This window comes from Streptomyces sp. NPDC005485 (genome assembly GCF_040606085.1).
In the GTDB taxonomy this organism is placed as follows: Bacteria; Actinomycetota; Actinomycetes; order Streptomycetales; family Streptomycetaceae; genus Streptomyces.
In genome coordinates this window covers 1-22,412 of the sequence record NZ_JBEXDZ010000162.1, presented here as the reverse complement: position 1 = coordinate 22,412, position 22,412 = coordinate 1, and the positions used below count along the sequence as shown (strand labels likewise).

Annotated in this window: 25 protein-coding genes and 2 pseudogenes; 10 read left to right on the top strand and 17 right to left on the bottom strand. The window is 71.2% G+C overall.

Features of this window, described 5'->3' with window-relative positions; all coding sequences use genetic code 11:
• Window positions 1–510: pseudogene (locus tag ABZS97_RS36345) on the top strand (hypothetical protein); the annotation flags it as partial.
• Window positions 511–1,023: 513 nt separating this feature from the next.
• Here the strand turns inward: ABZS97_RS36345 and ABZS97_RS36340 are convergent.
• The 5 genes from ABZS97_RS36340 to ABZS97_RS36320 form a co-directional block, all read right to left on the bottom strand.
• Window positions 1,024–2,316 carry a HAMP domain-containing sensor histidine kinase gene (locus ABZS97_RS36340; RefSeq protein WP_356145008.1) on the bottom strand — a complete coding sequence of 431 codons (1,293 nt, stop codon included), beginning with the start codon at window positions 2,314–2,316 and terminating at the stop codon, window positions 1,024–1,026.
• On the bottom strand, window positions 2,304–2,963 hold the full coding sequence (locus ABZS97_RS36335) for a response regulator transcription factor (RefSeq protein WP_356145006.1): 660 nt from the start codon (window positions 2,961–2,963) through the stop codon (window positions 2,304–2,306). The genes ABZS97_RS36340 and ABZS97_RS36335 overlap by 13 nt, the downstream gene beginning before the upstream one ends.
• Before the next feature lie 272 nt (window positions 2,964–3,235).
• Complete coding sequence (locus ABZS97_RS36330; protein ID WP_356145014.1) at window positions 3,236–4,249, bottom strand: NAD-dependent epimerase/dehydratase family protein; 1,014 nt, start codon at window positions 4,247–4,249, stop codon at window positions 3,236–3,238.
• 90 nt (window positions 4,250–4,339) lie between these two features.
• Window positions 4,340–5,581, bottom strand: a complete 1,242-nt coding sequence (locus ABZS97_RS36325; RefSeq protein WP_356145004.1) for an amidohydrolase — start codon at window positions 5,579–5,581, stop codon at window positions 4,340–4,342.
• Between the two features lie 86 nt (window positions 5,582–5,667).
• Window positions 5,668–6,105 carry an ATP-binding protein gene (locus tag ABZS97_RS36320; protein WP_356145002.1) on the bottom strand — a complete coding sequence of 146 codons (438 nt, stop codon included), beginning with the start codon at window positions 6,103–6,105 and terminating at the stop codon, window positions 5,668–5,670.
• A gap of 83 nt (window positions 6,106–6,188) precedes the next feature.
• Here ABZS97_RS36320 and ABZS97_RS36315 point away from each other — a divergent pair, with 83 nt between their 5' ends.
• Both ABZS97_RS36315 and ABZS97_RS36310 read left to right on the top strand, forming a co-directional pair.
• On the top strand, window positions 6,189–7,031 hold the full coding sequence (locus ABZS97_RS36315; RefSeq protein ID WP_356145012.1) for a helix-turn-helix transcriptional regulator: 843 nt from the start codon (window positions 6,189–6,191) through the stop codon (window positions 7,029–7,031).
• Window positions 6,991–7,260 (top strand): DUF397 domain-containing protein, encoded by a 270-nt coding sequence (locus ABZS97_RS36310; protein WP_356145000.1) that lies wholly within the window; start codon window positions 6,991–6,993, stop codon window positions 7,258–7,260. The genes ABZS97_RS36315 and ABZS97_RS36310 overlap by 41 nt, the downstream gene beginning before the upstream one ends.
• A gap of 27 nt (window positions 7,261–7,287) precedes the next feature.
• Here ABZS97_RS36310 and ABZS97_RS36305 read toward each other — a convergent pair whose 3' ends face one another.
• Window positions 7,288–8,196: an NAD(P)-binding domain-containing protein gene (locus ABZS97_RS36305; RefSeq protein ID WP_356144998.1), complete on the bottom strand. Its 909-nt coding sequence runs from the start codon at window positions 8,194–8,196 to the stop codon at window positions 7,288–7,290.
• An 84-nt stretch (window positions 8,197–8,280) separates the two neighbouring features.
• On the opposite strand from ABZS97_RS36305, the gene ABZS97_RS36300 reads away from it, so the two are divergent.
• Window positions 8,281–8,652 (top strand): helix-turn-helix domain-containing protein, encoded by a 372-nt coding sequence (locus ABZS97_RS36300; protein WP_356144996.1) that lies wholly within the window; start codon window positions 8,281–8,283, stop codon window positions 8,650–8,652.
• 41 nt (window positions 8,653–8,693) lie between these two features.
• Here the strand turns inward: ABZS97_RS36300 and ABZS97_RS36295 are convergent, their stop codons facing one another.
• Window positions 8,694–8,855 (bottom strand): hypothetical protein, encoded by a 162-nt coding sequence (locus ABZS97_RS36295; protein ID WP_356144994.1) that lies wholly within the window; start codon window positions 8,853–8,855, stop codon window positions 8,694–8,696.
• 150 nt (window positions 8,856–9,005) lie between these two features.
• On the opposite strand from ABZS97_RS36295, the gene ABZS97_RS36290 reads away from it, so the two are divergent.
• A complete protein-coding gene (locus ABZS97_RS36290; RefSeq protein ID WP_356144992.1) occupies window positions 9,006–10,349 on the top strand; it encodes a helix-turn-helix domain-containing protein in 1,344 nt (447 codons plus the stop codon).
• Window positions 10,350–10,550: 201 nt separating this feature from the next.
• Window positions 10,551–12,584: a TerD family protein gene (locus tag ABZS97_RS36285; protein WP_356145010.1), complete on the top strand. Its 2,034-nt coding sequence runs from the start codon at window positions 10,551–10,553 to the stop codon at window positions 12,582–12,584.
• A 45-nt stretch (window positions 12,585–12,629) separates the two neighbouring features.
• On the opposite strand, the gene ABZS97_RS36280 is transcribed toward ABZS97_RS36285, so the two are convergent.
• From ABZS97_RS36280 to ABZS97_RS36260, 5 genes are all read right to left on the bottom strand, one after another.
• Window positions 12,630–12,851 carry a hypothetical protein gene (locus tag ABZS97_RS36280; protein ID WP_356144990.1) on the bottom strand — a complete coding sequence of 74 codons (222 nt, stop codon included), beginning with the start codon at window positions 12,849–12,851 and terminating at the stop codon, window positions 12,630–12,632.
• Between the two features lie 324 nt (window positions 12,852–13,175).
• Window positions 13,176–13,958 carry a hypothetical protein gene (locus ABZS97_RS36275; protein ID WP_356144988.1) on the bottom strand — a complete coding sequence of 261 codons (783 nt, stop codon included), beginning with the start codon at window positions 13,956–13,958 and terminating at the stop codon, window positions 13,176–13,178.
• Window positions 13,955–14,497, bottom strand: coding sequence for a SigE family RNA polymerase sigma factor (locus ABZS97_RS36270; RefSeq protein ID WP_356144986.1), 543 nt, complete (start codon window positions 14,495–14,497; stop codon window positions 13,955–13,957). Before ABZS97_RS36270 ends, ABZS97_RS36275 begins: the two co-directional genes overlap by 4 nt.
• A gap of 130 nt (window positions 14,498–14,627) precedes the next feature.
• Window positions 14,628–15,230, bottom strand: a complete 603-nt coding sequence (locus ABZS97_RS36265; protein ID WP_356144984.1) for a hypothetical protein — start codon at window positions 15,228–15,230, stop codon at window positions 14,628–14,630.
• A gap of 196 nt (window positions 15,231–15,426) precedes the next feature.
• A complete protein-coding gene (locus tag ABZS97_RS36260; RefSeq protein ID WP_356144982.1) occupies window positions 15,427–16,362 on the bottom strand; it encodes a L,D-transpeptidase in 936 nt (311 codons plus the stop codon).
• A gap of 132 nt (window positions 16,363–16,494) precedes the next feature.
• On the opposite strand from ABZS97_RS36260, the gene ABZS97_RS36255 reads away from it, so the two are divergent.
• Complete coding sequence (locus tag ABZS97_RS36255; RefSeq protein WP_356144980.1) at window positions 16,495–16,998, top strand: SigE family RNA polymerase sigma factor; 504 nt, start codon at window positions 16,495–16,497, stop codon at window positions 16,996–16,998.
• Window positions 16,988–17,653: a L,D-transpeptidase gene (locus ABZS97_RS36250; protein ID WP_356144978.1), complete on the top strand. Its 666-nt coding sequence runs from the start codon at window positions 16,988–16,990 to the stop codon at window positions 17,651–17,653. Before ABZS97_RS36255 ends, ABZS97_RS36250 begins: the two co-directional genes overlap by 11 nt.
• 19 nt (window positions 17,654–17,672) lie before the next feature.
• Here ABZS97_RS36250 and ABZS97_RS36245 read toward each other — a convergent pair whose 3' ends face one another.
• Both ABZS97_RS36245 and ABZS97_RS36240 read right to left on the bottom strand, forming a co-directional pair.
• Entirely contained in the window at window positions 17,673–18,614 is a 942-nt protein-coding gene (locus tag ABZS97_RS36245) for a hypothetical protein (protein WP_356144976.1), read from the bottom strand.
• 99 nt (window positions 18,615–18,713) lie between these two features.
• Complete coding sequence (locus ABZS97_RS36240; RefSeq protein ID WP_356144974.1) at window positions 18,714–18,839, bottom strand: hypothetical protein; 126 nt, start codon at window positions 18,837–18,839, stop codon at window positions 18,714–18,716.
• Window positions 18,840–19,034: 195 nt separating this feature from the next.
• Here ABZS97_RS36240 and ABZS97_RS36235 point away from each other — a divergent pair, with 195 nt between their 5' ends.
• Complete coding sequence (locus ABZS97_RS36235) at window positions 19,035–19,238, top strand: cold-shock protein (protein WP_004985680.1); 204 nt, start codon at window positions 19,035–19,037, stop codon at window positions 19,236–19,238.
• A gap of 136 nt (window positions 19,239–19,374) precedes the next feature.
• On the opposite strand, the gene ABZS97_RS36230 is transcribed toward ABZS97_RS36235, so the two are convergent.
• A complete protein-coding gene (locus tag ABZS97_RS36230; protein ID WP_356144972.1) occupies window positions 19,375–19,794 on the bottom strand; it encodes an ATP-binding protein in 420 nt (139 codons plus the stop codon).
• Window positions 19,795–20,247: 453 nt separating this feature from the next.
• Here ABZS97_RS36230 and ABZS97_RS36225 point away from each other — a divergent pair, with 453 nt between their 5' ends.
• A complete protein-coding gene (locus ABZS97_RS36225) occupies window positions 20,248–20,967 on the top strand; it encodes a hypothetical protein (RefSeq protein WP_356144970.1) in 720 nt (239 codons plus the stop codon).
• 33 nt (window positions 20,968–21,000) lie between these two features.
• On the opposite strand, the gene ABZS97_RS36220 is transcribed toward ABZS97_RS36225, so the two are convergent.
• Window positions 21,001–21,681 carry a DUF6445 family protein gene (locus tag ABZS97_RS36220; protein ID WP_356144968.1) on the bottom strand — a complete coding sequence of 227 codons (681 nt, stop codon included), beginning with the start codon at window positions 21,679–21,681 and terminating at the stop codon, window positions 21,001–21,003.
• Between the two features lie 224 nt (window positions 21,682–21,905).
• A pseudogene (locus ABZS97_RS36215) lies at window positions 21,906–22,412 on the bottom strand (hypothetical protein); the annotation flags it as partial.

The window sequence follows — 22,412 nt, the reverse complement described above, 5'->3', positions numbered from 1 at the left end:
GTCCTGCCTTCGCAGGGCGGCGGCGAGCTCCGAATCGACGGTGTCATAGCTCTTGAACGGCCTCGTCCTCAAACGCCGGACGGGCTGAAAGACCCGCATGCCGCCATCAGTTCCGCGGTCCAGGCCGGGCGGCACGACGAAGCCGTCGCCCTCGCCGCACAGTGGGAGCAGGGTGCGCTGCGGACGCACGGGGTGGGCTCGGAGCAGGTGCTGCACTGGATGGAGGTGCGGGCGGATCTGGCGATGTTCGCCGGGGACGCGGAGGGAAGTTGCCGGACCTGGCTGGCGGTGGCCGCCGTACGGCTTGGGGCGGGGCAGGCCGCGGACGCGCCCGCCGTGGAGACGGCGGTGGACCGGGCCCACCACCAGTGGGGGCGGATCGACGACAGTTCGCGGGCCCGCGAACTCGGCCCCGCACTGGCCGACCTGCGGCTGCGCGTCCCCGGGCGCAGACAGGGAGCCCTGGACCACGTCCAGCACCAACTGGGCCGGCTCCAGGCACAGGCGTGACTCCGGGCCTGGGGCTCATGGCGCGGCCGGCAGTCGGATCCTGAACCATGCCCGGTGGTCCGAGGGCTCCTGGCCAGGCGTGATTCCGGACCCGAGGCTCATGGCGTGGCCGGCAGCCGGATCCTGAACGATGCCCGGTGGTCCGAGGGCTTCAGGCCGGGCGTGATTCCGGACCCGAGGCTCATGGCGCGGCCGGCAGCCGGATCCTGAACGATGCCCGGTGGTCCGAGGGCTTCAGGCCGGGCGTGATTCCGGGCCTAGGGCTCATGGCGTGGCCGGGTGTCGGATCCTGAACGATGCCCGGTGGTCCGAGGGCTTCAGGCCGGGCGTGATTCCGGGCCTAGGGCTCATGGCGCGGCCGGGTGTCGGATCCTGAACGATGCCCGGTGGTCCGAGGGCTTCAGGCCAGGCGTGAGCCCGGACCCGAGGCTCATGGTGCCGCCGGCTGTCGGATCCTGAACGATGCCCGGTGGTCCGAGGGCTCCAGGCCGGGCGGGACCCCGGGCCTGGGGCTCATGGCGCGGCCGGCAGTCGGATCCTGAACCATGCTCCGTGGTCCGAGGGCTGGAGGGTCACCGTGCCGCCGTGCGCCGCTGCGACGGCGGCGACGATGCTGAGGCCGAGCCCGCTGCCGGCGCCCGGGTCCTCGCCGCGTACGAACCGGTCGAAGACCCGCGCGCGCACCTCTTCCGGCACGCCCGGCCCGTCGTCGGTCACCTCGATGACCCGGTGCCCGTCCTCCGTACCGACCCCGAGCGTCGCCCGGGTGCCCTCAGGCGTGTGCACCCGCGCGTTGGTCAGCAGGTTGGCGACCAGCTGGTGGAGCCTGAACGGGTCGCCGATGACGGTGTGTTCGCCGGGCGCGACCAGCAGCCGTACCGGATGCCCTGGATGGCAGTCGAGAGCCGAGCGGACGGCGTCGCGGCACAGCTGCCCCAGGTCCACGGGCTGTACGTTCAGGGGCTGGCCCAGGTCGAGGCGGCTGAGCAGCACCAGCTCGTCGATGAGCGAGTCCATCCGCTCGACCTCGGCGGCCACCCGCCCCAGCGCCTTCTCCCGCATCTGTTCGTACGCCGGATCGCCGGTCCGGGCCAGCTGGGCGTATCCGGAGATGGTGGTCAGCGGATTGCGCAGTTCGTGGCCGGCGGCGGCCAGGAACTCCCGCAGCCCGCGCTCCGCCTCCTGCCGCTGACGGGCCTCCCGGCGCCCGAGCCGCCTGGCACCGGCCACGACGCCGCCGAGCAGCGGCAGCGACACGACACCCTCGATCCGGAGCAGGTCGACGACGGCGCGGTGGATGTCCTGCGTCGAGCGGGCGATGACGATGTAGGTGCCCCGACGGTCGACTCCGGCGTCCGGGACGCGCACCACCAGGGCCCGGTAGGCGCTGCCGACCGCCACCGGGCGGTCCCGCGCGGCGTGGGCGTCCAGCCCGGCGGGGTCGAGCGCGGGGAAGGCGGGCAGGCGGGGGGAGCCCGCGTACCGCTCGATGGTCCGGGCCTGTGCGTCGAGGACGAGGATCAGGCATTCCCCGTCCGGGGCGGGCCGTTCGGACACGGTGAGCTGCGCGATCCCGCGGAACTTCTCGATCTCCTCGTCGGTGCGCTGGGTGAGGAGCTGGCCGAGCAGGGAGGCGGACAGGGTGGCGACCGCGCCGAGGGTCACCAGGGTGGCGCCCAGCCAGTAGGCGACGGTCAGATATCCGGTGGGGCCCGAACGGCCGGGGCCCCACCGGTTGAGGCCCGTGCCGGTGGGGCCCGGCCGGTCCGGGGTGTCCGGGCGGGCCGACGCGGTCACTCCGCGCACAGCTGGTAGCCCACTCCGCGCACGGTCCGGATCAGCGACTGTCCACTGCCGCCCAACTTGCGGCGCAGGTAGTAGACGTAGGTGTCGACGATGCCCGAGCCGTCGGCGCGGTGGTTCCAGACGCGTTCCTGGATCTGGTCGCGGGTGAGCACCCGGCCGGTGTTCTCCATCAGGTAGCGCAGCAGCGCGAACTCGGTGGTGGTCAGGCTCAGTTCGCGTCCCGCGGCCCAGGCCTGGTGGGCCTCGGTGTCGAGTTCCACCGCACCGGCCCGCAGCATGCGCCGGTCGGCGGCCCGCTGTCCGCCGGTGCGTCGCAGCAACGCCCGTACTCGCGCGGCCACTTCCTTCAGCTCGAACGGCTTGGTGACGAAGTCGTCCCCGCCGAGGTCGAGTCCGTGCACGCGGTCGTCGAGGTCGCTGCGTCCGGTGAGGAACAGCACGGGCACCAGGAGCCCGCGGGAGCGCAGGGTCCGGCACACGTCGAAGCCGTCGAGGTCGGGCAGGTTCACGTCGAGCAGGACGAGGTCCGGGACTCGTCGGGTGACGATCTCCAGGGCCTGGCGTCCCGTGGCGGCGCTGGTCACCTTGAAGCCCATGAACTCCAGGGCCATGGTGAGCATCGCCCGGACGCCCTCCTCGTCGTCCACGACGAGCAGACGGACGGGGCCGGCCGGCGGGGGAGACGGCGGGGACGGGCGGGAGAGACGACTAGCGGGAGCGGATGACGGTATGTGGGATGTCTGAGGTATGTGAGATGTGGGGGATACGGGCGGGACAGGGGCGGTCATGTCCTGTTCCTTTGCTGGCCGTGGCGCTTGAGCACTCAACTTCCGGCAGGGGGGCCCGTATCGTCACACGTACCGGCAAGTAACGTTCTGTGATCTCAGGGTTTCTCTCCGCATCTTGATCCTTCCGCCGTTCATCCGGCGCTCGGCTGCTCCTGACGCAGATTCGCCGCCGCGAACTCCCGCATCCCCTCGGCGAAGTGGACCTCCGGCTTCCAGCCCAGCTCGGCCCGCAGCCTTGCCGAGTCCGCCGTGATGTGCCGGACGTCGCCGAGCCGGTACTCGCCCGTCACCACCGGATCCGGACCCCCGTACGCGGCCGCCAGCGCCCGGGCCATCTCCCCCACGGTGTGCGGATCCCCGCTGCCGGTGTTGTACGCGTGCAGCGCCCCGCCCGCCAACTCCCCTTCCAGGGCAAGGACGTTGGCGGCCGCCACATCCCGTACATGGACGAAGTCCCGGCGCTGCCCGCCGTCCTCGAAGACCCTCGGGGACTCACCGCGCGCGAGGGCGGAACGGAAGAAGGAGGCGACGCCCGCGTACGGGGTGTCGCGGGGCATGCCGGGGCCGTAGACGTTGTGATAGCGCAGGGAGACGGCCGTGGCGCCGGTGCTCCGGGCCCAGGAGGCGGCCAGGTGCTCCTGGGCGAGCTTCGTCGTCGCGTAGACGTTGCGCGGGTCGACCGGAGCGTCCTCGGCGACCAGCCCGGGGCTCAGGTTCCGCCCGCACACCGGGCACCTGGGCTCGAAGCGTCCGGCGTCGAGGTCCGGGAGCGCGCGGGGCCCCGGCCGCACCACTCCGTGCCGCTCGCAGACGTACCGACCCTCGCCGTACACCACCATCGACCCGGCGAGCACGAGCCGCCGTACCCCCGTCTCGGCCATCGCGGTCAGCAGCACCGCCGTACCGAGGTCATTGCGCGAGACGTACTCGACGGCGTCCGTGAACCCCTTGCCGAGACCCACCATCGCCGCCTGATGGCACACGGCGTCCACGCCGGCCAGGGCGTCGCAGACCGCCCGGGGATTTCTGACGTCCCGGCCGCCCTCCCGAAGGTCGTACACCACCGCCTCGTGCCCGCGCGCGGTCAGTGCCGCCACGATCTGCGACCCGATGAACCCGGCTCCGCCGGTGACCAGTACCCGCATACCTCGCATACGGGAGACGCTAGGGGCGCCGACCCGCGAAACAGCAGGGCCACGCCCTTCATGTCACCGCTCCGTAAGACCTGCTCGGGGTCAGGCCGCGGACAGCTCCGTCAGCGCCCCCGACACCAGCGTCCGTACACCTGGGCCGACCGTCGACAGGTCGGGGGCGAACTGGGGGCTGTGGTTGCTCGGGACGGCGGCGAGGCGGTCCATCAGGTCCGCGCCCGGCGCCGCGTCCCACACGGCGGTCGGGGTGCTGGTCACGAACCAGTAGGAGTACGGGATTCCGCCCTCGGCGAGGTGCGGGAAGTCCTCGCTGCCCATCGCCGGGCCGAAGTCGAGCACGGCGGCCGCGCCGAAGACCTCGCGGTGAACGGCGGCGACGCGCTGGTCGGTCTCGGCGTCGTTGACGGTGGCCGGGAAGACGGCGCCGAGGGTGACCTCGGGCTCGCGCGGGCAGCCGGCGGCCGCGCACTCGCCCGCCGCGATGCGCCGGATCGCCGCGAGCATGCGTTCGCGGACCTCGGCCGACTGTGTACGGAGGTTGAGGGAGAGGCGCGCCTCGGACGGGATGATGTTGTGCCGGGTGCCGGCCTCGATGCGCCCCACGGTCAGCACGGCGGAGTCGCGCGGCGCGATCTCCCGGCCGACCACGGTCTGCAGCCGGGTCACGATGTACGCGGCGGTCACCACCGGGTCGACGGTCGCCTCGGGGCGCGAGCCGTGTCCGCCCCGCCCGTGCACGACGATGTCGACGTCCGTCGAGGCGGACAGGATCAGGCCGGGCGAGTGGGCGTACAGCCCCGCCGGGCCGGGGGCCACGTGCTGGGCGAGCAGCACGTCGGGGCGCGGGAAGCGCTCGTACAGCCCGTCGGCCACCATCCGCGCCGCGCCCTCACCCGTCTCCTCGGCGGGTTGCCCGACCACCAGCAGCGTCCCCGACCAGGCGTCCCGGCCCGCCGCGAGCGCCTCGGCCGCGCCGGCCGCCCAGGTGACGTGCAGGTCGTGGCCGCAGGCGTGCATGACTCCGGGCACGGTGGAGGCGTACGGCAGCCCGGTGTCCTCGGCGACCGGCAGCGCGTCCATGTCGGCGCGCAGCAGGACGGTGGGCCCGTCGCCGTTGCGCAGGACGCCGACCACGCCGGTGCCGCCGACGCCTTCCGCCGTCTCGTATCCGGCCTTCCGCAGCCGTTCGGCGAGGATCCCGGCCGTCCGGTGCTCGCGCAGCGACAGCTCGGGGTGCCGGTGCAGGTCCCGGTAGAGATCCTCCAGGGCGGGGAGGGGGAGGTCGGCGGTGAGGTCGCGGGCGCGGCGTGCGGCGGGGGAGGTCACGGGCTCAGAGTAGGCGGCCTGCCACCCGTACGGCGGCGTACCGCGCGGCGCCGGTGGCGTCCCGCTGCTGACCACGAAGGTCTCCGTCACATGGGGCTCCGGCCGTCGGGGCCCTTGGCGTCGCACTCGAACCACACCGTCTTGCCCCGTCCCGGCAGCGGATGCCAGCCCCACCGGTCGGTGACCGCGTCCACGATCACCAGCCCACGCCCGCCCTCCGCGAACTTGTCCACAGCTGTGGACAACGGTGCCCGTGAACAGGTGTCCGTCACCTCCACCCGAACCCCGTCCGGCCGCCACAGCATCAGCAGCGCGGCCCGCCGGTCCGGCACATGCCGTACGACGTTCGCGACCAGCTCGGTCAGCGCGAGCGCCGCCGCGTCGGTCAGTTCCGGCATCTCCCAGGCGATCAGATACGCCCGCAGGATCCGCCGCAGGTGCCGCGCCGAATGCTCACCGACGGTGAAGCTGACGCCGTACCTCGCGCCAATCACCGCGTCTTGCAGGTCAGTTGCGTGATTCACGTCACCAGAGTGGAGCGACCCGGTTACGCTCGGCTACGACCAGGAATCAACGACGCGAGCTGTCTGCTTGGGGGTTGCACACCGTGGTGAACATCCGGGACCTGGATCCCAGCGCGTCCCCGCTGGACTACTTCGGCGCGGAGCTGCGCCGCCTGAGGGAGGCCGCCGACCTCAACCAGAAGCAGTTGGGCGCGATCGTCTTCTGCACGGGGTCCCTGATCGGACAGATCGAGACGGCGAAGAAGGTCCCGACGAGGGAGTTCACCGAACGGGTGGACATGGCGCTCGGGACGGAGGGCGCGTTGGGGAGGTTGCTGGGGCTGGTGCTGCGGTCCCAACTCCCGCATTGGTTTCAGCAGTATGCGGAGATGGAGGCGAGGGCGACTTATATCTCCACGTATCAGTGCCAGCTTGTCTACGGGCTCTTGCAAACGCAGGAGTACGCCGAGGCGCTGCTGTGTGTGGATCACCCGGACAAGGTCGACGAGTTGGTCGCGGCCCGGATGGAGCGGCAACGAGTACTGCAGCGCGAGCCTGCACTGTGGGTGGTGTTGGACGAGTCGGTGTTGCTTCAGAAGGTGGGCGGCCGGGGGGTCATGCGAAGGCAACTGGCTCACCTGTTGACGTTCCAACAGAACCCCTGGGTGAATGTCCAAGTTCTGCCGTTCTCGGTGGGACCGCACACCGGCATGATGGGTTCGTTCACGCTCCTGCGCTTCGACAGTGACCCGGACATCTTCTACGCGGAGTCGTACGACCTCGGCCACATGACCGCCAATCCGCAAGTGATCAGGGAGCGTTCAGTCGGATACGCTCGATTGCAGGCCATGGCCCTCTCTCCGGAGGACTCGGCAGACCTGATCGCTCGCGTGATGGAGGAACGCTATGGAGACCAGCCAGCAGTTGACGGCAGTGACGTGGCGTAAGTCCAGCTACAGCGGCACCAGTGGCGGCGAATGCGTCGAGTGCGCCCCTCTCGGCACCGCCGAGTGGCGCAAGTCGACGTACAGCGGCAACAGCGGCGGCGAGTGCGTCGAGATCGCCGACCTAACCCCCCACATCGCCATCCGCGACTCCAAGAACCCCGAAGGCGGCGCGTTCACCGTCACGCACGCCGCCTTCGCCACCTTCACCGCGTTCGCCGCCTCGCTGTAGGTCGACGCGCCCCGCAAGGGGCGTGCCTCAGCGCGGGCCCCGGATGCCGTCGATGATGCGGGTCCAGTTGTCGCTGCCGTGCCCGTCCTCGATCGCGCGCCGATAGTGGGCCTGCACGGCCAGGGGGAGCGCCAGGTCGAGGCCGAGCGACGTGCTGGTCTCGACGATGTGGTCGGAGGTCGCACCCATCATGTTGACCGTGCTGAGCTCGCCGGGATGCTCCCCGGCATCGAGCGCGGCGCCGGGGTGCTCCTCGCCGGCCCTCAGGATGGCGCCGATCGCGTCGGCGGAGGAGAGCAGCTCCGGCAGCACTTCCGCGGCCTTCATTCCTGCGGTACCCAGCATCGCGGTGGCGTGCATCAGTGCGGACAAGGTGGTGAGGAACACCGCGAGTTGGGCCTGGTACATCATCTGGGCGAGGCCCGGGTCCTCGCCCAGGTACCTGGGTGTTCCGAGCGGGGTCAACGCCGCCAGGTGGTTCTCCATCACCTGGTGGCGGCCGCTGTAGTAGACGTGGGCCGCCTCCGTGCCGACCATCGGCGCGGGGACCATGACACCTCCGGTGAGGAAGGCGGCACCGTGGCCCGCTGCCCAGGTCGCCGCCTCGCGTGTGCGGTCGGGGGTGTCGGAGCTCAGGTTGACCAGCGTCCGGCCGGCGAGCGATTCGGCGGCGCTGCCGAGGACGTCGTACATCGCCGGGTAGTCGGTGAGGCTGAGGATCACGAGGTCACTCGCTTCGACCGCCTCGCGGGGTGTCGCCGCGAGCGTCGCGCCGTCGGCGACGACGCCGTCGGCCCTGCCGGCGGTGCGGTTCCAGACGGTGACCGGGTGGCCGGCGGTGAGGAGGGTGCGGGCCATCGCCTGGCCCATCGGGCCGAGTCCGATCACGGTGACAGCGCTGTTCTGCCTGGTGGTGAGGCTCTGTTCTTCGTTCACCCCTCCATGCTCGGAGAGCATCACTACTCTCGGAAGTACCCACTATTTTCTGCGGTACTTACCCTTTCGTAAGGGGGGTCAGTGATGGCCAAGGCGCCGAGGATCGGGCCGTACATCTGCGGCATCGACGCCGCGCTCGACGTGGTGAGCGGCAAGTGGAAGGGACTGATCCTCTGGGAACTCGACGCCCATGGCGTACGCCGCTTCGCCGAGCTTCGGCGCGGTCTGCCGGGAGTGAGCGAGAAGATGCTGACGCAGCACCTGCGGGAGATGGAGCAGGACGGTCTCGTGCACCGGAAGGTCTACGCCGAGGTGCCGCCGCGGGTGGAGTACTCCCTGACAGAGCACGGGCACACGCTCAATCGAGCGCTGGGGCCGCTCGGCGCCTGGGGACTTGAGCGCATCCGTCGCGAACGCTCCGAAACGGTTGACGTCGCGGAGGCCTCGCACGGCTGAGCAACCCGGCCACCGGCCCGGCGCCGCCGGAGCGGTCAGGGTCAGCGCACCCCGTGCACCGTGGACGCCGCCGGGGGAGGCGCAGGGGCCTGCGGTGTGGCCGTGCGGACGGGGCCGAAGTTCGCTGCCATGATCAGTGCCACCACGGCGACGACGGCTGCGGCAAGGCCTCTGGAGTAGCGCGCGGAGATACGTCGGAGCACGGCAACCTCGCAACAGCGGCGTATTAAGCGGACTTAACCCGTCGCTTAACGTAGGGGCTCCTGGACGCCAAGGGCAAGTGTTCCAGGGGAAGTTGAACATTGATCAGGAGTTGACCGATCGTAAGTCCGCTTAATGGCATGCTTACCCGCATGACGGAGCGTGACGGCCCGGAGGTCATCGGGCGCAGGGTGCAGCAACTGCGTACCGAACGCGGCCTGACGCAGAAGCAACTGGCGGAACCGGCGTACACCCCGGCCTACATCTCCACCGTGGAGGCCGGCCGTGTCCGCGCGTCCGAGCCCGCGCTGCGGCACATCGCCGAGCGGCTCGGGGTCGCCTACGAGGAGCTGGCCACCGGCCGCCCCGCCCACCTCGCCACCGACCTGCGGCTGCGGCTGACCGACGCGCAGCGCACGCTCGCCACCGGGGAGGCGGAGGTGGCGGCGGAGCAGTACACCGCGCTGCTCACGGAGGCCGAGGGGCACGGGCTGTGCGCCGAGCAGGCCGCCGCGCTGCTCGGTCTCGGCGAATGCGCCCTGGAGACCGGGGACCTGGCGACGGCGAGGCAGCGCTTCGAGGAGTCGGAGCAGCGGCTCGGCGACGCGCCGCTGCCGGTCCGGGTGCCCGCCCTGCGCGGCCGGGCGGTCTCCCACTACCTCGCAGGTGAACTCCGCTACTCCTGCTACCTGTTCGAGTCCACCCTCGACGAACTCAACCGCACCGGCCTGCACGACCCGGACGCCCTGCTGCTCCTCTACACGGGCGTCATCGCGCCGTACATGGACATGGGCGCGCATGCGCGGGCCGCCCAGGCCGCGGAGTTCGCCCTCGCCCTCGCCCCGAAGGCGGGCGACCCCGCGCTGGTGGCCCGCATGCACCGCTCGGTCGCGCGCACGATGATCGCCGAGGGCCGGATCGCCGAGGCCGACACCTCCCTCGCCAAGGCGGCCGACCTCTACCGCCAGCTCCAGATCCGTACGGAACTCGCCAACTGCCACTGGATGCGCGGCTACCTCTACGCCCAGAACGGTGAACTGGAGCGTGCCGAGAGCGAGTTGAGGCAGGCGCAGGCCATGCTCTCGGAACGGCGCGCCGCCCTCTACAGCAGCCAGGTCGCCGTCGAGCTCGCCGACGTCCTGCACCGCCGCGACAAGTCCGACGAGGCCGCCGCCCTGCTGCACGACGTCCTCGGCGACCTCAGCTCCGAGCGCGGCGCCGTCCACTCCGCCGCCGCCCACCGGCTGCTCGGCATCATCGCCGAGGACACCCGCGACACGGAGACCGCCGAGGAGCACTACGTCCGCGCGCTCAGCCTCCTGGAGCGGGCAGGCGCGGCCGGCGACCTCGCCGACCTGTGCCGACTGCTCGGCGACCTGCTCCGCCGCACCGGCCGCGTCGAAGCCGCCCTCGACGCGTACCGCACGGGCCTCGGCCACCGCACGGCCCCGGGCACCACGACCCTGGGACCGGCCCCGGCGCAGCCCCCGCTCTGAGGTTTCCGGGATACGGATACGCCGGGCACGGGGTGTATATGCCGGAGGAAAGAATCACGCGCGGAGGTCACCACCCTCCGGTCCTGGCGCTATCGTGCCCTTGATGCGCTGGGTGTGGGGTGCGTCACACACTGCTAGCGAACGACGGGCCGCCGGGGGCTGACCCCTGCGGCCGTGCATCTGGGGGGCCTCGTGCACGAGATGGTCAAGGGCGGCAACGTAGGTCTGGCGTCCTTAAGCGAAGACATCGGCTCCGTGATGGTGAGCCTGGGCTGGAGCAGTTCCACCGGAGAGGGCGACGCGGACGTGTCCGTGCTGCTGCTCGATCCCGACGGCAAGGTCCGCAGCGACGTGGACTTCTACTTCTACAACCACCCCGTCGCGGCCGACGGGAGCGTGCAACTCCTCGGCAAGTCCCCGACCGCGGGCGGCAGCGAGGACCGCATCACCTTCGACCTGACCGCGATCCCGACCGGGGTCGAGCGGATCGTCGTGGCGGCGAGCCGGGACGAGGCGACACGGTTCGGCGACCTCAACGACGTCTGCCTGACCTTGGCCGGCGGCTCCGGGGAGACTCTGCTGCGGTTCTCCATCGAGGACGCGGGAGAGGTCAGCGCGCTGCTCTTCGGCGAGCTCTACCGGCGGGGAGGCGACTGGAAGTTCCGGGCCATCGGTCAGGGATACGCGTCCGGGCTCGCCGGTCTGGCCACCGACTTCGGTGTCGACATCGACGACGCCGCGGAGCCGGACGGCGCGGAGCCGGACGGTGTGGAGGCGGTCGAGGCGGCGGTGCAGGCAGTGGCCGTCGAGGCGGAGGTGTCGGCCGCCGTCGCCGCCATTCCCGCCCAGGTCGCGAGCGGTCCGGTCGAGGCGGCCGAGACGGTGGCCAGGCGGGTGCCCCGGCCTCGTACCGTCAAGAAGAAGGTCACGCTGCCCAAGGTGGTCAAGAAGTCCCTGGCCGAGAACGACTCCTGGCGGACGGCCCGGCTCTTCCCTGCCTCCGCCCTCAAGAGCGACCGGGAGCGGGAGACCCGGGCGACATCCGTCCTGCTGTCGGTGATGGCTCAGGTCCCCGAGTTCGGGCGGCGACTGACGGCCGCGTTCGGGGCGCCGGCCGGGCGGATGGAGACGTTCACGGAGGTCTCGCTGCCGAACGGGGACTCTCCGCGACGGCCCGATGGCGTGATCCGCGTCGAGCGCGCGGGCAAGCTGTGGACCGCGCTGGTCGAGACCAAGACGAACGGGAACTCCCTCAAGCCGGACCAGGTGCAGGCGTACGTCGACATCGCCGCCCGGCGGGGCTACGAAGCGGTGATCACCTTGTCCAACGACGTCGAGTTGGACGGCAGCCCACTCGTCGACGTCAAGTCGGACGGGCGGCGCAAGCACAAGGTGGCGTTCTGGCACCTGTCCTGGGCCGAGGTGACCCATCAGGCCCAGATGCTGATCCGCCACGAGGGCGTCGGCAACGCCGCCCACGCCTGGCTGCTCCAGGAGCTCCTGTACTACCTCCAGCACGAGAACTCCGGCTGTCACGGCTTCCAGAACATGGGCCCGGCCTGGGTGCCCGTGCGCAACGGGATCGACGACGAGACGCTGTGCCAGGGCGACCCGCGGGCGGTGGAGGTCGTCGAGAGCTGGGAACGGCTGGTGCGCCAGGTGTGTCTGCGACTCGGCGGCGAACTGGGGCAGAAGGTACTCCCGGTGCAGCGCGCGAAACGTGGCACGGATCCCCGAACCCGTCGTGCGGCCCTGGCGGACCGCCTCTGCCTGGACGGAAAGCTCGACGCGGAGCTGCGCATCGAGGGGACGGCCGGAATCCTCGCGCTCAGCGCGGACCTGCGCACGGGGAAACTGCGTACGTCCATCGAGATCGCCGCCCCTGAACAGGGGCAGCCCCTCACCTGGGCGAAACGCCTCATCCGTCGGCTCGACGAGGCCCCGGCCGACCTGCACGTCGAGACGTTGCTCGCCGGTCAGGCGGGAGGGCCGCGGGGCACGCTGGAGCGCCTGCGCCCCGAACCGGCGGACATTCTGCCGAAGAACGGGGCTCGGATCAGCGGCTTCCGGCTGTCGCTCTTCCGAGGGATGGGCAACACGCGCGGCACCGCCGAATCGGGCTTCATCCGCAGCGTCGACGACTCCGTCGACCGCTTCCACGCGCACGTGGTCGTCCACCTCGACGGCCGTCCGTCGCGCACCCGGCAGCCCGCCGAGGCCACTGCCGCGGGGTGAGGATCGTGCCGTCTCCCGTCTCACCGAGACGGGAGCAGGGACACGTCAGAGGCTGTGCATCCGGGTGTACGGGCTGACAACGCGGGCCTGGTGGGAGCCGAAGTCGACGAGCATGGCGATGCCCTCTTCGACGCCGACGATCGTGCCCAGGCCGAACTGGTCGTGGGAGACGCGGTCCCCCAGGCTGAAGTGCTTGGCCTCCGGGGCGGTGGGGGCGGCGAAGGGGCTGGTGGGCAGGTGGCGCCGGGGCGCGGTTGGCTTCGTCATCGTGATGCCAGTATGGGTCCTATTCGGCCGTGCGGAAGGGCTGGATGTCCTTCTTCACTTCGCCGGACCAGCCCGGCAGGTCGGCTGAATCCCCGGTGATCTTGGGCCGGAGGCCGGTGATGAGGCCGGTCACGGGGGTTTCAGTGTTGCTGGGGAGCCGCGCCGGGGTGGCCCAATCGTTGCCTTTCGACGGGTGTTGAGCGGAGGGGGCGGCGGTGACGGAGAGTTGTTCCCCGTACGCGTCCTGCCACCGGGTACGGGATTTCGGGCGCCCCCGGTGTGCGTCGCCCGGGAGAGCAGCAGCCGTGGCGAGGGGCCGGCGTCTCACAGGCTGAAGTCCTGGCTCGCGATCACCTCGCCCGCGGAGTCGTACACCGTGACCCGCTCGGTGAAGCCGGTCGTCGAAGGTGCGGACGAGGAGGAGGTCGAGGAGGGCGTGTCGCGCTCCTTCACGCTCGCGTACCAGACCCCCCACTTCTGCTTGCCCGCGAGCGTGAGCACCGTGCCGTTGACCTCGCCGGCCCTCGTCTCGATCCGGACCCGCGCCGCGTCCGCGCCGCCGTAGTAGATGCCGGAGAGGAAGTGCGTGCCGCCCTCGCTCGACTCCTGGAGGCTGACGCCCGGCACGCTGATGTCCAGGTTGCCGTCGCTGACGCTTCTGAACTGGGGCTCGGGCGCCCCCGGTTCGGTCCAGTGCTTGCCGTCCCGGGTGAGCCAGATCCGGGTGCCGGGCGCGACCCGGACCCGCTCCCCCGGCGTCACGACCCGCACCTTCCCGGGGGGCACGGAGGGGCTGGGCGAGGCGTCCGGGGTCTGCGTCGGGGAGGAGGAGACCCGCGTCCCCTTCTCCGCCGTCCCGGCCCCGCTCCCGCCCCCCTCCCCGCCGCGCAGGACGACCACGGCCAGCGGGACCAGGAGCACCCCGCAGGCGGCCCCCAGCACGGTGCTCCTGCGGCGGCGCCGGCGCCGGCCCTCGCGCTCGATGGCGGCCAGCGGAACCGCGGACGGGGTGACGTCGTTCGCGACGTCGGTGAACACCTCGCGCACCAGCCCGACTTCGGGACCTGCCGGGTCCGCGGGGCGCGAGGTGTGACGGCGGTGGTTCATGAGCGGGCTCCGGAGACGGGCTGTCGGCGGGCGAACACGGGGTGGGAGCGCAGGGCTTCGAGGCCGCGCCGGGCATGGGTCTTGACCGTGCCGACCGAGCAGCCGAGCAGCTCGGCGATCTCGGGCTCGTTCAGGTCCTCCCAGTAGCGCAGCACCATCACGGCCCGCTGCCGCGGCGACAGGGCGGCGAGCGCCTGACCGAGAGCGGCCCGCTGCGCGACCGCCTCCGCGTGCCCCGGCTCGCTCTGGTGCACCCGCTCGGGCAGAAACGGCATGAGCAGCTGGGCCACCCGTCTCCTGCGCACCCGGCTGAGGTTGTTGTTGACGAGCGAGCGGCGCACGTAGAAGTCGACGTCGTCGCGCGGAATGCGCTGCCAGCGCGCGTACACCTTGGCCAGCGTGGTCTGGACGAGATCCTCGGCCTCGTGGAAGTCGCCGGTGAGCATGTGCGCGGTGCGGACCAGGCGGGGCCAGGCCACGGTGGCGTACTCGGCGAAGTCGTCGCTGCCTGCGGAGGCTTCGGGTGTCTCGGGCTGCACGGCCGGTGGTCCCTCGGGGTCGGGTACGTGGGGGGATGCGAGGGAAACGGCGGGGGACCGGGCGGCGGCCGCGGCGCGGTGCCAAGTCCCCCGCCGGCCGGTCCCCTTCCCAAGTCCCCCGCCCGTACGCCTACTTCAGCTGGGCGTACACCTTGCCCCGGGTGTCGTACACGGTGACGGCGCCGATGAAGTCGAAGCCGTCGCTCTTCGCCGGGGCGGCGGTGGTGGCGTACCAGACGCCCCAGCCCGGCTTGCCCGCGAGGGTGAGCAGCTTGCCGTGCACGGTCCCGGCCCCGGTCTCGATCTCGACGCGGGACGCGGTGCCCTTGCCGCCGTAGTAGAGCCCGGAGAGGGTGTAGCGGCCGCCCGTGCTCTCCGACTGCCTGGACACGCCGGGTGTGCCCAGGTCGATGTTGCCGTCGACGACGCTGCGGAACTGCGGCTCCGGGTCACCGGGCGTCGTCCAGTGCTTGCCGTCCGCGGTGAGCCACAGCTCGAAGCCGGGAGCGGCGGTCACGTGCTCGCCGGACGCGACGACGCGGGCGGTGGGGGCCTTCCTGGCCACCGCGTGGGCGGCCGCCGCGGCCTTCGCCTTCGCCCTGAAGGGGGTGCTCTGCTCGATGGTGGTGCCGTGCGCCGTCTTCCCCTGTGAGACGGCGTACGACACCGAGGGCACCCCGGCCAGGGCGGCAGCGACTGCCGCGGCGGCCACGTATTTCTGCATCCGTGTCATGAACGGACAACTCCTAGCGATGAACGGACCGTTGAGGATCCGGATGAGCGATACGGAACGGAGGGCGCCTCTCCACCCCTTCAAACTCCCGTGACGCGGTGCCTGGATGACACCGGCGGAATCTTTTCCGTGCTCTTCGTGCTCTCCGGATTCACTTCGCCCACCGCGTTCACACCCGCGCGGTCCGCTCCGGGGGTCACTTCAGCGCGCTGCCCGCCCGCCACGCGTCCCAGTCGAGGTTCCAGTCGCCGTACCCGTTGCCGACGGCGACGGTGTCCTTCGAGCCGACGACCTTCACGACGTCACCCGGGATGACCTCGTCGTAGAACCGCTTCGCCGTGCCGTCCGTCGGGAGCCCGACGCAGCCGTGCGTGACGTTCTGGTGGCCCCCGTAGGTGTCCGCCTTCGGGTTCTGGTGGAGGTAGGTGCCCGAGGTGGTGAGGTGGACGGCGTAGTAGTAATAGCCCGCGTACGCGTCGCCGTAGCCGACCGACCGCGAGTCCATGAAGACCTTGGTCGCCTTGTCGGAGACGACCATCGTGCCGTTCCAGGTGTCCATGCCGGGCGCGCCCGCGGTGACCGGGACGGTGCGTGTGCGACCGTCCTTGACGATCTTCATGGTGTGGGCGGTGACATCGACGGTGGCGACGAGGGAGCGGCCGACGGTGACGTGCCGGGTGATGCCCGCACCCGCCCGTACGGTGATCTTCGTGCCCGGGGTCCAGTACTCGCGCGGCCGGAAGTCGACGCGCTGCCCGTCGAGAAGATTGCGGTCCTTGATCCAGCTCCAGGAGCCCTCGACACCCGAGGTGACCCTCAACTGCCGTTCCGTGTCCGCTCGTTCGGCGGCCGGTACCGGCTTGTCGAAGGTCACGGATATCGGCATGCCGACGCCCACGGTCTGCCCGTCCAGGACGTTGACGCGCACGCCCGCCAGCGTCTTCAGCGGCTTCGCCGAAGGCCTGGGCTTCGCGGACGGCTTCGCGGCCGGACTCGACGCGGCGGCCCCCGCCGCGGCGCCCTTGCTCTCGGCCACCGCGCTGCCCGAACAGCCCGCGAGCGCCAGCACGCACAGGGCCGCGCCCCCGGCGAGGGCGAGACGGCCGTACCTGCCGGCTGTTCTGGTGGTCATGCTGTTCCCCCTGGTGTGTTTCGATGTGCGTCGTACGGGACCTGTACGCACGACGAAGACACCTGGGTTGCACGGGAACCCGGAAAACTCGGATGACGTCCGTCAGGGCATGACCGAGGAAGACGCGGGGGCATGACCGAGGAAGAGTTCGACGCGTTCTACGCGGCCGCGTTTCCCCGGCTGACCGGCCAGCTGTACGCCTTCACGGGGGACCACGGCGAGGCGCAGGACGTCGTCCAGGAGGCGTTCGTCCGGGCCTGGGACCGGCGGCGGGAGTTCCTCGCCGACGGGGCGCCCGAGGCGTGGATCCGCACCGTGGCGACCCGGCTCGCGGTGAGCCGCTGGCGCCGCGCCCGCCGCTGGCTGGAGCTCGTCCGCCGTACGCCCCCGCCGGAGCACACCCCGGGCCCCGACCCCGAACGCACCGCTCTGGTCGCCGCGCTGCGCACCCTGCCCGAACCCCAGCGGATGGCCGTGGTCCTGCACCATCTGTGCGACCTGAGTGTCGAGCAGGTAGCCTCCGAAACAGGTGCCCCGGTGGGGACGGTCAAGGCCCGCCTGTCCCGTGGCCGGGCCGCGCTGGCGCGGGAACTGTCGGTGGACGAAGGGGAGAGGGAGGACGACCGTGTCCGATGAACTCACCTCTCAGCTCAAGGAGTTGGCGCAGGCAGGCGAGGCTCCTGCGTCGGTGTCCGGCGCCGAGATCCGGCACCGTGCGGTACGCCGCAGGCGCCGCCGTACGGCCGGTGCCGTCGCCGGAGCCTGCGCCGCGACCGCTCTCGCCCTCGTCCTGGCCCTGAACCCGGGCGGCGACGGCACGGACCGCAGCCCGGCCCCGGCCGCGAGCCCCACCGGTACGCCCACCACCCCGGCGTTGCCCGACGTGACGGTCGACCTGTCCCGGCGCGTGCTGACCTTCGACCACATCGACCTGCCGATCTCCTCGGGCACCCTGAAGTCGCCCACGCCCACCGGCCGGATGACGGTCACCGCCAAGGAAGCCGTCAAGGTGACGTCCTCCACGGTCCGCTTCCCGGACAAGGACTACACCGTGAAGCTCCCCTGGGTCCTTGAGCTCTCCTCCGCCGACGGCACCTCGACGACCTACATCGGCACCCTCACGTATGACGACAACGCCCCCGGCAAATACGAACGCACCAACGGCTGGATCGGCCTGCGCTCGTACGACGCGAAGTGGCTCTACAGCCGGCTGCGGCTCGGCTCGGTCGTCGACATCGAGGGGACCGCGCCGACGGGCGAAGGGGACACGACGGGTTCGGGCGGGCGTTAGAGCCCCGCGGGCGGAGCGGTCAGCCGTCTTCGTAATCGGCCTCGTCGTCGGGCTCGGCGGGCGGCTGCACCGGCTGGACAGGCGGTCGGGTGGACTCCACCGGAGGCCGGGTGGGCTGCTGTGCGGATGCCCGGCCCGCGATCGCGTCCTGCAGACGCGGGGCGCCGAGCTCTACGGCCCGCTGGGTGGCGTCCTCCTCGGCGCCCGCGAGACCGCCGTTGGTGACGAGGACGGCGTGGTCCCCGACCCGTACGGCGGCGACGTCCAGCGTCAGCATCGGTGTGTCGCCGTCGGTGTCGGCCGCCGTACCCGTGATCGTCAGCCGCAGGCCCTCGCGCCCGTCCCCCGTGCCGGGCAGCGCCACCGGGGCGACCTGGACGCTCTGCCGCCCGCCCCGCACATCGGTCGCCGTGAACCGGGCGCACTTGGCGGGCAGCGTCTTCAGCCAGGCCAGCTTCGCGTCCACGTCGGCCTGGCTGTACGCGGCCACCTGGTAGTGCAGCTGGCCCTGGTTGTCGGCGTCGTCGAAGCCGGTGGCCGCGCGGACACCCTTCGGTTCGCCGAGCAGCTCCTCCGTGTAGACGCCGTCCAGCAGCCGCCCGCAGTCCGGGTCCGCGTCCGCGGCGGCCGTCGTGCTCTTGAGCAGACCGTCCCGCCAGGTCGCCCCGCCCTGCGTCGCCGACCACTGCTCGCCCAGATCGGCGCCGTTGATCAGCGCGGCCCGCGCCTGGGCGTCGGTGAGGGCGGGAGATGCCGACGCGGAGGCGGTGGGGGACTGACCGGTGGCGGGGGACGCGGCGGCCCGGTGGCCCGGACCGCCGTCACCGTCGCCCTTCGCGGCCCGGCCGCCGCCGGCCTCACCCGTGCACGCGGCCGCCGACAGCAGGACTCCCGCGGTGACGGCGCAGGCGAGGAGACGGGACGGCCGGGAGCTGCGGGCCGGACGAGACGGACGGTTCACGGCAGAAGCCTCCTGAGGACGGACCTGGGGACCTGCGGGCCTGGGGACCTGCCCGCCGCGCGGGCTGCGTCCTCTTACGGCACCATCGGGTCCGGTCCCTCACCAGTGCGGCGGTCCGTCCGGGTGAGCCACGGCGACGTCCGCCGCCACCGGCGGCTCGGCGTCGCCCTTGCCCAGCGCCCGGTTTTTTATTCCCGCAGAAGAGGTGACATAGTGGGTGGCCATCTGAAGGCCCTCCCGTGCTAGGGTCGATAACAGTTGCAGTTGTGGTTCCCAAGGACTTCAAACGGACTTGCCGATCAGTATCGGTTGGTTCGTTTTTGAATTTCCGGATGCTTTTCTCCCGGACGGGGCAATCATCGCGGCGACGCGGGTTCGCACAGTGTGGACCCACGAGCACTGCCCCTAAGGAGATATGACATGGCTACTGGAACCGTGAAGTGGTTCAACTCGGAAAAGGGCTTCGGCTTCATCGAGCAGGACGGCGGCGGCGCCGACGTCTTCGCCCACTACTCCAACATCGCCACCTCTGGCTTCCGTGAGCTGCAGGAAGGCCAGAAGGTGACCTTCGACGTCACGCAGGGCCAGAAGGGCCCCCAGGCCGAGAACATCGTTCCCGCCTGATCCGGCACATCTGCCTGAAGCAGTCGGCCGGGGATCCGCACCGCGAGGTGTGGTCCCCGGCCGGCTGTTTTTTGTTCTCGCGTCGATGAGGCGGACGGCTCACACGGCTCGGCTCACACAACTCGCACGGCTCGGCTCACACGGCCAATATGGCCCGTACGGTCTTGCCGCCCACGCCCGTGCTGACGACCTCCAGGCGCTGGGCGAGGGCCTGCACCATCGCGAGGCCGCGGCCGCTCTCCGACTCGGTGTCCATCAGGCCGACCCTGGGCCGCCCCGGAGCGTCGTCGTGGACCTCGACCGTCACCGCCCCGTGTGCCACCTGAAGGCGGAGCCGGCATCCGGTGCGGCCGTGCCGGACGGCATTGGCGACGAGCTCGGAGGCGATCAGCGTCGCGTCGTCGACCTGGTCGGGGGTCATCGGCACCACGCGAGACCGTGAGCGCGTGAGGAACGCGGACGTCAGCTTGCGTGCCCTGCCCGCCGAAACGGCCTCGCGCGGCAGCGTGTACTCCACACGTGCGGTGTGCCGAACGGCGCGCTCGTGCGCACGCATGACAGCCACTTCCCCTCCGAAAAATACCGGCGCTCCCCGGCCGGACCCCGCTGACCGGAGCCCCACTCGAAAACAGTGCGCGGCCGGTCCTGCCTTCGGGTGATGCCCCCCTCCGGTGATCCGCAACCGGGGCCGGTGTCACAAACGGGTGTCACGAGTGCCACACGACCGTCACTCGACCCTCCGCCAGGTGTTCCGCGTCCCGGACAGCCGTTCCAAGGGGACAGTATTCGCGCAGGTCAGAGCAGACTTTTCCGTTCCAGTGTCCCGTCCTGGTCGAAGATCATTGCGGCGGTCCGCAGCGGGCATGCAGAGTGGGACCCGACGCCGGAAAGGGCCGAACGGGCCCTCCGGAAAGGGCCGAACGGGCCCGGTGGGCGAGATCCACGAACACCACGAGCAAGATCCACTCGCAAGAACTCCTTGCAGGAACCACGAACGGGAAGCACACCCATGCGCACGCACCGCACCTCCCGCATCCGCACTCTCGCCCTGGCCGCCGCCGGGCTCGCCGCCGCGTTGTCGCTGACCGCCTGCAACGGGTCGGACGACGCCTCGGACGCCAACTCGTCGACTCCCTCCGGGAGTGCTACGGCCACCGCGTCGGGCAGCGCTTCCGGCGGCAAGGCCACGGGAGGCTCGGCCGGTACCTCCACCGGTACGTCCACCAGCACCCCGGCCAAGAGCACCGGCAAGACCAGCGGCGGTACGACCGGCGGTACGGCCGGCGACGACTCCACCACCGGTGACAAGACCGGCTACGGGCAGGCGTGCGGAACCAACGACCTCACGTGGAGCACGAAGTCCGAGTCGCAGGCCGGGGGTTACATCCTGGTGATGGCGAAGGCCAAGCCCGGCATCAAGTGCATCCTCTCGGGCGACCTGCCCGTGGTGGCGTTCGGCTCCGACGGGACCCAGGCGTCCAACGCCGAGCAGGCGGTGGGCGAGCAGGTGACGCTGAGCGGCTCCACGGTGGCGTACGCGGGGGTGAACCCGAAGACGACCAACACCAACGACGGCAAGGAACTGGACAGCATCATCGTCAGCGTCTCCGACGACGACCCGAACCCCGTCTCCCTGAAGGTCGGCACGATCACCGTCGACAAGCCGATCGTCACCAACTGGCACACCTCGGCCTCGGCTGCCGTCCCCGGCGACGGCACCGACAACTGACCGCCGGGGCCGACCGGTCGGGGGTGAGGGGGGTCAGGCCATCCAGAAGAAGACGGCCGTCATGCGCTTCTCCTCCAGCGAGGCACCGGCGTAACCCGTCGCGCTGTGCATGATGTTGGCCTTGTAGAGCAGCAGACGGTTGTAGCGCTGTGGTACGCGTACGTCCTCGACGAAGGAGTCGGGGGAGACGAAGCGCGTGCCGAGCGCCTCGACCAGGTTGGTGTGCGGGGCCTGCACCATGTTGCCGCCGAGGACTCCCCCGGGGAGGTTCTGCCGGAAGAAGCTGGTGCCGCAGTCCTTGGGCACGTTCGGGCTGAGGTACAGGACGGCGGCGTACCGGCACAGGGCGCGTGAGTCGGTGTGCGGGCGTACCTCGCCCTCGTCCTTGCCGACGACCTGGATGCAGTTGTGGTTCAGCGTGCCGCCGCCGGGCGCGGACTCCTGCCACAGGTTCTGCGCGCCGGTCTCCTTCTTCACCAGCCGCTCGACACGGGCGAGTTCACCCGGTTCGAGGCCGGGCATCGTGCGCAGACCGGGCCAGCTCTCCTTCTTGTACGGGAAGCCTTCGATCCAGTCGTCCTTGGCCAGGCAACGGGACCTGATCTCGTCCACGTTGGGCAGGACGTCGTCCAGGACCCAGTAGTCGCGGCCGCGGGTGGGCTTGCGATAGGGGAGGACGGGCAGGCGTGGGGGGCGTGGGGGCTGCGCGGGCATGCGGGTGAACGTACATTCGCGAATTCCTTGGTTTTCCTATCGGCTGGTCAACCTTCCTCTCCGTTGGTCAATCTTCCGCCAACTCCCCCTGGCGCAATTCCTCCATCGGCCCGGCACGACCTCAACTGCGGGCTTTCCGTAACGTATGTCTGGAAAGGGAAAGTCCGCGAAGAGAAGGTACGGAAGAAGAGAAGGTACGGAAAGGGAAGGTTCGTAAAGCGCGGCTAGCGGCGCTGCCCCTTCGCGCCCCGCGCCTCCTTCGCCTTCTCCCACGGCGCACCCGGCACCTTGGCGTGCACCCGCTCGGCGACCAGGTCCACCGTGGCCTCCTGCCCCGGGGCGAGCCGGGCCGTGACCCGGCGCATGCGGCCGTCCTTGTCGATCCAGTACGTCAGCGGGGAGCGCCCGGCGGCTGCGGTGGCACCGGCCGCCGGGCTCGTGGAGGCGCGGGAGGCGGCCGGGTGGGGGCGCGGGCCGGAGAAGACGCTGTAGCCGTGGCCGTCGAGGCTCTCGTCACGCAGCCACAACGGGTGGGAGCGGGCGAGGAGTTGGGCGTTGTCCGGGCGGTCCGCCGCCATGGACAGCACCAGGCGCAGCGCCCGGTCCAGGGCGGCGTTGGTGTAGGGGCGCCGGGTCCACTCGTCGGGGGGAAGCGCGCTCGCGGCCCGGACGGCCTGCGCGGCGGTGGTCACCACCCCGGGGGCGGGCTGCCGTGACGCCCGTCCGGGAGC